Source organism: Kitasatospora sp. NPDC057542 (assembly GCF_042801945.1).
Classification (GTDB): Bacteria; Actinomycetota; Actinomycetes; order Streptomycetales; family Streptomycetaceae; genus Kitasatospora.
Genome location: NZ_JBHVFE010000400.1, coordinates 1 through 8,420 on the forward strand (window position 1 = coordinate 1; position 8,420 = coordinate 8,420).

Sequence of the window (8,420 nt, forward strand, 5' to 3'; positions counted from 1 at the left end):
CGTCGGGATCTAGCTGAACCGGCCGGCCAGGCCGAGGCGCGGGATCTCGATGGCGGGGCACTTGTCCATCACCGTGTCGAGGCCGGCCGCCCACGTCCGCTCGTACGCGGCCTCGTCGATCACGCCGAGCTGGAACCAGACGGCCTTGGCGCCGAGGGCGGCCGCCTCGTCCGCGACCTCGCCGGCGAGGTCGGGCCGGACGAAGACGTCCACGACGTCGACCTCGAAGGGGATGTCCGCGAGGGACGCGTACCCCTTCTCGCCGTGCACCGTCTCGGCCTTCGGGTGCACGGGCACGATCCGCTTGCCGAAGCGCTGCAGCACCTCGGCCACGCCGTAGGCCGCCCGCCGCTGGTTGGACGAGAGGCCCACGACGGCCCAGGTGTCGCCCAGCTCGCCAAGGATCTTCCGGACCGTCTCCGGGTCGCCGTACATGCCCTGCCTCCTCGCAGCCGAGTGCCGAGAACCCACCTCACCCCAGCGCCACCGCTCCCCCGGCCATTCCCGCAGGTGCCCGGCCACCGGGATCCCGCTGCTCGGCTAGGAGGCCGAGCCGTCCAGCTGCGCGATGGTGGCGATGGACGGGCGGCGGCTCGCGCGCAGCCCGGCGGCCACCGACTCGGCGTCGCGCAGGACGCGGACGGCGTTGTGCCAGGTGAGCTTGGCCAGATCGGCCTCCGACCAGTGGCGGCCGAGGAGTTCGGCGACCAGGTTGGGGTAGCCGGCCACCGAGTCCAGGCCGTCCGGCAGGAAGGCGGTGCCGTCGAAGTCGCCGCCGATGCCGATGTGGTCGATGCCGGCCACCTCGCGCATGTGGTCGAGGTGGTCGGCGACGGTGGCCGGGGTGGCGACCGGGCGCGGGTTGGCGGCCTCGAAGGCGCGCTGGCGCTCCATGGCCGGCGGGGTGGTGTCCAGCGGGTGGAAGCCGTGGGCGCGCATGTTCTCGTCGGCGGCCCGGGTCCACTCGATGGCGGCGGGCAGGATGAACTTCGGCACGAAGGTCGCCATCGCCACGCCGCCGTTGGCGGGCAGCTGGGCGAGCACGTCGTCCGGGATGTTGCGCGGGTGGTCGCAGACCGCGCGCGAGGAGGAGTGCGAGAAGACCACCGGCGCCTCGGTCACCCGCAGGGCGTCGCGCATGGTGTCGGCGGAGACGTGCGAGAGGTCGACCAGCATGCCGAGCCGGTTCATCTCCCGGACGACCTCCTCGCCGAACCGGGTCAGCCCGCCGGCCACCGGCTTGTCGGTCGCGGAGTCCGCCCACGGCACGTTGTCGTTGTGGGTGAGCGTCAGGTACCGCACGCCCAGCTCGTACAGGGCGCGCAGGGTGGCCAGCGAGCAGTCGATGGAGTGGCCGCCCTCGGCGCCCATCAGGGAGGCGATCCGGCCCTCGGCGCGGGCGGCCTCGATGTCCGCGGCGGTACGGGCCAGGCGCAGCCGGTCCGGGTAGCGCTCGACCAGGGCGTGGACGAAGTCGATCTGCTCCAGGGTGGCGCTCACCGCGTGGTCGCCGGCCAGCGAGGAGGGGACGTAGACGGACCAGAACTGCGCGCCGACCCCGCCCTCCGCGAGGCGGGCCAGGTCGGTGTGCAGGCGGTCGCTCTGGTCGGCGGCGAGGTCGAGCGCGCCGAGGTCGTACCCGGCCTGCTCGCGCATCGCCCAGGGGAGGTCGTTGTGGCCGTCCACGACGGGGGCGGTGCGCAGCAGGGCGCGGGCTCGGTCCAGCGGGGTGAGGGAGTCCAGGTCAGCGGTCATGCGAGCTGTTCTACCCCACCCCCGCGGGTGGGCGAACTACTTTCCGAAGCCGAAGGAGGAGGAACCGGCCACCTTGGCGCGCAGCTTCTTGCCCTTCTCGGTGGCCTGGTTGTTCAGCTCGGCCTGGAAGTCGGTCATCTTCTCGGTGAGCTCGGGGTCGAAGGCGGCGAGCATCCGCACCGCGAGCAGGCCGGCGTTGCGCGCGCCGGCCACCGAGACGGTCGCCACCGGCACGCCGGCCGGCATCTGGACGATCGACAGCAGGCTGTCCATGCCGTCCAGGTAGCGCAGCGGCACCGGCACGCCGATGACGGGCAGCGGGGTGACCGAGGCGAGCATGCCCGGCAGGTGGGCCGCGCCGCCGGCGCCCGCGATGATCGCCTTCAGGCCGCGCCCGTGGGCCTGCTCGCCGTACGCGACCATCTCGCGGGGCATCCGGTGCGCGGAGACGACGTCCACCTCGTAGGGGACCTCGAACTCGTCGAGGGCCTGGGCGGCGGCCTCCATGACCGGCCAGTCGGAGTCCGATCCCATCACGATGCCGACGAGGGGTGCGTTCGAAGCGTGGCTCATTCGGTGATCGTTCCTCGCAGGTAGGCGGCCGCGTGGCGGGCGCGCTCGCGGACGTCGTCGAGGTCGTCCCCGAAGACGTTGACGTGGCCGACCTTGCGGCCGGGCTTCACGTCCTTCCCGTACATGTGGATCCGCAGCCCGGGGTCGCGGGCCATGCAGTGCAGGAAGGGGTGGTACATGTCCGGGTAGTCGCCGCCGAGGACGTTGACCATGACGGTCCACTTGGCGCGCGGGCGGGGGTCGCCGAGCGGGAGGTCGAGGACGGCCCGCAGGTGGTTCTCGAACTGCGAGGTGACCGCGCCGTCCTGGGTCCAGTGGCCGGAGTTGTGCGGACGCATGGCCAGCTCGTTGACCAGGACGCGGCCGTCCCGGGTCTGGAACAGCTCGACGGCGAGGTGGCCGACGATGCCGAGTTCGCCGGCGATCCGCAGGGCGAGCTGCTGGGCCTCGTCGGACAGGGCCGGGTCGAGGTCCGGCGCGGGGGCGGTGACCTCGGCGCAGACGCCGTTCTCCTGGACGCTCTCCACCACCGGGTAGGCGACGGCCTGGCCGCTGGGCGAGCGGACCACGTTGGCGGCCAGCTCGCGGACGAAGTCGACCTTCTCCTCGGCCAGCACCGCGACGCCGGCCAGGAACGGGGCCTGCGCCTGCTCCTCGTCGTCGACGACCCAGACGCCCTTGCCGTCGTAGCCGCCGCGGACGGTCTTCAGCACGACGGGGTACCCGGAGCCCTCGTTCGCGAACGCGGTGACGTCTGCCGGGTCGGCGACGATCCGGTGCCGGGGGCAGGGCACGCCGATGGAGTCCAGCTTGGCCCGCATCACGCCCTTGTCCTGGGCGTTGACCAGCGCGTCCGGGCCGGGGCGGACGGCGATGCCGTCGGCCTCCAGGGCCCGCAGGTGCTCGGTGGGGACGTGCTCGTGGTCGAAGGTGATCACGTCGCAGCCGGCGGCGAAGGCGCGCAGGGTGTCGAGGTCGCGGTAGTCACCGAGGACGACGTCGGAGACCACCTGCGCGGCGGAGTCCTGGGGCGTGTCGGCGAGGAGTTTGAACCTGACCCCGAGCGGGATGCCCGCCTGGTGTGCCATGCGGGCCAGCTGCCCGCCGCCGATCATGCCCACCACTGGAAAATTCATATTGCCCGGGGAAGTCACGCGGCCCAGGATATCCGGGCCGGTCGGGGGTGGTGGAGCCGCCGCCGGGGCCATCGGATCGGACGCGCGTAGATGTCAACCTGCCGCCCAAGGGGCTGAGCCGTTCGATGGAAGCGGGTAGCCTGGTCGGCCGGGTCCTGGTCTGCGCGGTCCGATCATGTGCGTGCACGCAGGGCTCAAGGGGTAGCCGCACCGCCGTGGCCGGCCCTTTCGACCCGCAGGCCTATGGAGGCAGTCCGGTATGGCGACGACCGCAGCTTCGAAACGCCCGCTTGCGCAGAAACTGCGCGGGCTCACGGGCGAAGTCGTGAAGTTCGGCATCGTCGGCCTGAGCGGCGTGGTGGTCAACTTCGCCGTCTTCTGGGTCTGCATCAACGGCATGGGCCTGGCCTCGGTGCGGTCGAACATCGTCGCGACAGTGATCGCGATCGCGACCAACTACCTGGGCTACCGCTACTGGCTGTACCGGGACCGCGACGCCGCCTCCCGCAAGCGGGAGATCACACTCTTCCTGGTCTACAGCGGCATCGGCATGCTGATCGAGACCGGCGTGCTCGGCTTCTCGGTGTACGTGCTCGACCTGCGCTCGCACTACGAGCAGATCGGCGCCAAGGTGATCGGCCTCGCCGTGGCCACCGTGTTCCGCTTCGTCTCGTACCGCACCTGGGTGTTCAAGGCCGTGCCGGAGCCGGTCGGACTGCCCGCCCAGCAGTCGTCGGCGGCCGCCGGCGGCCCGGAGCCGGCCGCGCAGGCCAAGCTGGTGCTGGCCGCCGAGCCGATCCGCTTCGCCAAGGCCGAGTAGGCCCCGCAGCCCCCGCTCCTCGCTCCTCGCAGCCCCGGCAGGCCGACCCGGCCGCCGGGGCTTGCCGTGTCCGCCGCCGGAGGACGGTGGCGGCCGAGGGCGAGCACGGTCGGCGAACGATCACGGCCGAGGGGGCCGGCAGGCTCGCCATGGCGTGGGTCCGGACCCTCGTGCCCGGATCGGGACCCGCTCAGTCCTGGTGGCTGCGCCCGAGGAAGAGCGCGAACACCGCCGGCTTCAGCGAGAGCAGTTCGAGCCGCCCGCCGTCCGCCTCCGCGAGGTCGCGGGCGACGGCCAGCCCGATGCCGGTGGAGTTGCGCCCGCTGACCGCGCGTTCGAACACCCGGTTGCCGAGGTCCGGCGGCACGCCGGCGCCCTGGTCCTGGACCTCGACCACCACCGAGGTGCCGGACGGCCGGACCCGCAGGGTGATCGTCCCGGCGCCGTGCATCAGCGAGTTCTCGATCAGGGTGGCCAGCACCTGGGCCACCGTCCCCGGGGTGCCGACCGCGGTGACCCCGTGCAGTCCCTCCAGGGAGAGCACCCGGCCCTTCTCCCGCAGCGTCGGGCCCCACTCCTCCACCTGCTGCTTGATCACCTCGTCCAGGTCGAAGGCGACGGCGGTGGGGCTGCGCGGGTCGCGCTGGGTGGTGAGCAGCCGCTGGACCACGTCGGTGAGCCGCTCGACCTGCTGGAGGGCGATGGTCGCCTCCTCCTTGACCGTCTCCGGGTCCTCGGCGAGGGCGGTGATCTCCTCCAGCCGCATGGAGAGCGCGGTGAGCGGGGTGCGCAGCTGGTGCGAGGCGTCGGCGGCGAGCCGGCGCTCGGCGGTCAGCATCCGGGCGATCCGCTCGGCACTGGTGTCCAGCACCTCGGCGACCCGGTCGAGCTCGGGCACCCCGTAGCGGCGGTCGCGCGGGCGGGGGTCGCCGGAGCCGAGCCGCTCGGCGGTCTCGGCGAGGTCGGTGAGCGGCCGGGCGAGCCGCTTGGCCTGCCAGACGGCGAGCGCCACCGCGGCCTGGACGGCGAGCAGGGCGACCACGCCGAGCAGCAGCAGGTTGTTGGCGATCTCGTGGTCGACGTCCTCGCGGGACTGCTCGACCGTGACGGTCTCGCCGCTGTTGCCCCGCTCGACGGCCTTCAGCAGGTGGTTCCCGGCCGGGCGCTCGCCCGCGGAGACCACCGGCTGGCCGGGCACCTGCACCTCGACGTAGCTGCCCTCGGTGACCTGGCTCTCGAACGCCCGCCCGGTGACCGGCTCGCCCGCGGCGAGCCGGCTCTCGACGAGGGCGAGCACCCGGACGGCGGCCGCGTCCACCCGGTCCTGGGCCGAGTTGACGATGGTCCGCTTCTCGACCAGGGCGAGCGGCACGCAGAACACCGCGACCACCACCAGGACGACGCCCAGCAGCGAGTTGATCATCCTGCGTTTCACGCTGCCGCTCCCCGAGGTGTTCCGCTCCACCGGACGACGTCCGGCCCCGATCTCTTACGGGGGTTGATCTCCTACAGGCTCGCACGAGCTCCTACGGGCCGACGGGCTCCTGCGGGGTCAGTTCTTCTCGAACCGGAACCCCACGCCGCGCACGGTGGCGATGTAGCGGGGGTTGGCCGCGTCGTCGCCGAGCTTCTTGCGGAGCCAGGAGATGTGCATGTCCAGGGTCTTGGTGGAGGTCCACCAGGTGGTGTCCCAGACCTGCCGCATGATCTCCTCGCGGGTGACCACCCGGCCGGCGTCCCGGACCAGGACCCGCAGCAGCTCGAACTCCTTGGCGGAGAGGGTGAGCTCCTCGTCGCCGAGCCAGGCACGGTGGGACTCGATGTCGATCTTCACGCCGTGCGCGCCGGTGGTGAGCTGGTCGACGTTGCCACGCCGGAGCAGGGCCCGGACGCGGGCGAGCAGTTCGGCCAGGCGGAAGGGCTTGGTGACGTAGTCGTCGGCGCCGGCGTCCAGGCCGACCACGGTGTCCACCTCGTCCGCGCGGGCGGTGAGCACCAGGACGGGGCAGCTCTTGCCGTCGGCGCGCAGGCGGCGGCAGACCTCCAGACCGTCCATCTCGGGCAGGCCGAGGTCCAGGACGACGAGGTCGACCTCCTCGGTGAGGCCGGCGGCCAGTGCGGTCGGACCGTCCTCGCGGACGAGCACCTCATAGCCCTCGCGTCGCAGGGCCCGGGCGAGCGGTTCGGAGATCGCCGGATCGTCCTCGGCAAGCAGCACACAGGTCATGTGGTGATGGTAGTCCGCCGGGGTATACCCGGACGCCCTGTGAGGTAGTTCACAGAGCGTGATCGTTATACAAGACCTTCATCGCACCCAACGGGCCGTGCCGGGTCGGTCGTTCGGTGAAGAATCTCCGTTTCGATCTTGAAACCGAAGGGAGACACGCCCATCTACCATCGATAGATCGGGCATATTCGTTGCCAACGTTGCCATTCCCACACCTGATTCACGGCTTTTGTCATCTGATAAAGCCAAATGTCGCCACGTAGAGTGGTTTCGTCCACGTCCGCCGCCATCCCCCTGGGCGGACGCTGTCAGGCAAGGAACCACTACTCATGGCGTCTAAGACCCTGGACGCCGACGTCACGTCGGCCTCTCCCAGCGGCAAGACCTTCCTCGGTCACCCCCGAGGTCTCGCCACCCTGTTCATGACCGAGATGTGGGAGCGCTTCTCCTACTACGGCATGCGCGCCCTGCTCATCTACTACCTGGTCTCCGGCGGCGCCGACGCCGCCACCGGCAGCCAGGGCGGCGGCCTCGCCATGACGGCGACGACGGCGACGGCGATCTACTCCGTCTACGTCTCGATGGTCTACCTCATGGCCTACCCCGGCGGTTGGTTCGGCGACCGGGTCTGGGGTGCCCGCAAGACGGTCGCCATCGCCGGGTTCGTGATCATGTTCGGCCACATCGCGCTGGCCGTCCCGGGCCAGGCGGCGTTCTTCGTCGGCCTGCTCCTGGTCGCGCTCGGCTCCGGGCTGCTGAAGGCCAACATCTCCACGATGGTCGGCCAGCTCTACAACGGCCCCGAGGACCCGCGCCGCGACGGTGGCTTCACGGTCTTCTACATGAGCATCAACCTCGGTGCCTTCGTCGCCCCGTTCATCATCGGGACGGTCGGCAAGGAGTACAGCTGGCACCTGGGCTTCGGGCTGGCCGCGGTCGGCATGGCCGTCGGTCTGGTGCAGTTCCTGCTGGGCAGCCGCCACCTGAACCCCAAGAGCAGCAAGGTCCCCAACCCGCTCCTGCCCGCGGAGCGCAAGAGCCTGCTGGTGAAGGCCGGCGTGACGGTCCTCGCCGTCGCCGCCTTCTACGCCGCCATCGTGGGGCTGGGCGTCTACACGCTGAACTGGGCCCTGGTCCCGCTGACCCTGGCCGGTCTGCTCATCCCGATCACCGTGCTGGTCCGGATCAAGCGCGACAAGAGCCTGAACGCCGGCGAGCAGTCCAAGATGTCCGCCTACATCTGGTTCTTCGCCGCGGCCGCCATCTTCTGGATGATCTACGACCAGGGCGGGTCGACCCTCTCGCTGTTCGCGGACAAGAAGACCGCGGACACCCTGTTCGGCTTCGGCTTCTCGGCCACCTGGTACCAGTCGCTGAACCCGCTGTTCGTGATGGCGCTCGCGCCGGTCTTCGCCTGGCTGTGGCTGTGGCTGTCCCGCCGCGACAAGGAGCCGAACACCATCGTGAAGTTCTCGATGGGCCTGCTCCTGATCGGCGCCTCGTTCTTCATCTTCATCATCCCGATGACCATGACGGACAACGGCACCACGGTCTCCCCGCTGTGGCTCGTCTCGATCTACCTGATCCAGACCATCGGCGAGCTGTGCCTCTCCCCGGTCGGCCTCTCGGTCACCACGAAGATGGCGCCGCAGAAGTACGCCTCCCAGATGATGGGCGTCTGGTTCCTCGCCGTCACCGCCGGCGACTGCACCACGAGCCTGCTCTCGCTGGCCGGCATCAACCTCGACGGCACCGGGATCATCGCGATGCAGGCCTCGCTCGCGGTCCTCGCGGGGATCGCCGTCTACACGTACCGCAAGCGGGTCCAGGCCCTCATGGGCGACGTGCGCTGACACGCCGACCTCCGGCTCACGACTCCGGGGCCGCCGTGGATTCCTGAGATCCACGG

At 70.9% G+C, this 8,420-nt stretch carries 8 protein-coding genes; 2 read left to right on the top strand and 6 right to left on the bottom strand.

The window, feature by feature from the left end:
• Nucleotides 1-9: 9 nt before the first annotated feature.
• The 4 genes from ACFU7Y_RS34220 to ACFU7Y_RS34235 form a co-directional block, all read right to left on the bottom strand.
• A complete protein-coding gene (locus tag ACFU7Y_RS34220; RefSeq protein WP_380770697.1) occupies nt 10-435 on the bottom strand; it encodes a CoA-binding protein in 426 nt (141 codons plus the stop codon).
• A gap of 105 nt (nt 436-540) precedes the next feature.
• Entirely contained in the window at nt 541-1,755 is a 1,215-nt protein-coding gene (locus ACFU7Y_RS34225; protein WP_380770698.1) for a dipeptidase, read from the bottom strand.
• Between the two features lie 36 nt (nt 1,756-1,791).
• Nucleotides 1,792-2,328, bottom strand: coding sequence for a 5-(carboxyamino)imidazole ribonucleotide mutase (gene purE / locus ACFU7Y_RS34230; RefSeq protein ID WP_224278823.1), 537 nt, complete (start codon nt 2,326-2,328; stop codon nt 1,792-1,794).
• Nucleotides 2,325-3,464, bottom strand: a complete 1,140-nt coding sequence (locus tag ACFU7Y_RS34235) for a 5-(carboxyamino)imidazole ribonucleotide synthase (protein ID WP_224278837.1) — start codon at nt 3,462-3,464, stop codon at nt 2,325-2,327. Before ACFU7Y_RS34235 ends, purE begins: the two co-directional genes overlap by 4 nt.
• Nucleotides 3,465-3,723: 259 nt before the next feature.
• Here ACFU7Y_RS34235 and ACFU7Y_RS34240 point away from each other — a divergent pair, with 259 nt between their 5' ends.
• Entirely contained in the window at nt 3,724-4,284 is a 561-nt protein-coding gene (locus ACFU7Y_RS34240) for a GtrA family protein (protein WP_263454820.1), read from the top strand.
• 190 nt (nt 4,285-4,474) lie between these two features.
• On the opposite strand, the gene ACFU7Y_RS34245 is transcribed toward ACFU7Y_RS34240, so the two are convergent.
• Both ACFU7Y_RS34245 and ACFU7Y_RS34250 read right to left on the bottom strand, forming a co-directional pair.
• The gene (locus ACFU7Y_RS34245; RefSeq protein ID WP_224278818.1) at nt 4,475-5,719 is read right to left on the bottom strand and encodes an ATP-binding protein; all 1,245 of its coding nucleotides are present in this window, start codon (nt 5,717-5,719) and stop codon (nt 4,475-4,477) included.
• A 117-nt stretch (nt 5,720-5,836) separates the two neighbouring features.
• Nucleotides 5,837-6,511, bottom strand: coding sequence for a response regulator transcription factor (locus tag ACFU7Y_RS34250; RefSeq protein ID WP_030058577.1), 675 nt, complete (start codon nt 6,509-6,511; stop codon nt 5,837-5,839).
• A 329-nt stretch (nt 6,512-6,840) separates the two neighbouring features.
• Here ACFU7Y_RS34250 and ACFU7Y_RS34255 point away from each other — a divergent pair, with 329 nt between their 5' ends.
• Nucleotides 6,841-8,364, top strand: coding sequence for a peptide MFS transporter (locus ACFU7Y_RS34255; protein WP_224278817.1), 1,524 nt, complete (start codon nt 6,841-6,843; stop codon nt 8,362-8,364).
• Nucleotides 8,365-8,420 lie beyond the last annotated feature (56 nt).

Bases quoted from the DNA above. Each gene is read 5' to 3' on its own strand.
- ACFU7Y_RS34220 (WP_380770697.1), bottom strand. From the start codon at position 435: ATGTACGGCGACCCGGAGACGGTCCGGAAGATCCTTGGCGAGCTGGGC.
- ACFU7Y_RS34225 (WP_380770698.1), bottom strand. From the start codon at position 1,755: ATGACCGCTGACCTGGACTCCCTCACCCCGCTGGACCGAGCCCGCGCC.
- purE (WP_224278823.1), bottom strand. From the start codon at position 2,328: ATGAGCCACGCTTCGAACGCACCCCTCGTCGGCATCGTGATGGGATCG.
- ACFU7Y_RS34235 (WP_224278837.1), bottom strand. From the start codon at position 3,464: ATGAATTTTCCAGTGGTGGGCATGATCGGCGGCGGGCAGCTGGCCCGC.
- ACFU7Y_RS34240 (WP_263454820.1), top strand. From the start codon at position 3,724: ATGGCGACGACCGCAGCTTCGAAACGCCCGCTTGCGCAGAAACTGCGC.
- ACFU7Y_RS34250 (WP_030058577.1), bottom strand. From the start codon at position 6,511: ATGACCTGTGTGCTGCTTGCCGAGGACGATCCGGCGATCTCCGAACCG.
- ACFU7Y_RS34255 (WP_224278817.1), top strand. From the start codon at position 6,841: ATGGCGTCTAAGACCCTGGACGCCGACGTCACGTCGGCCTCTCCCAGC.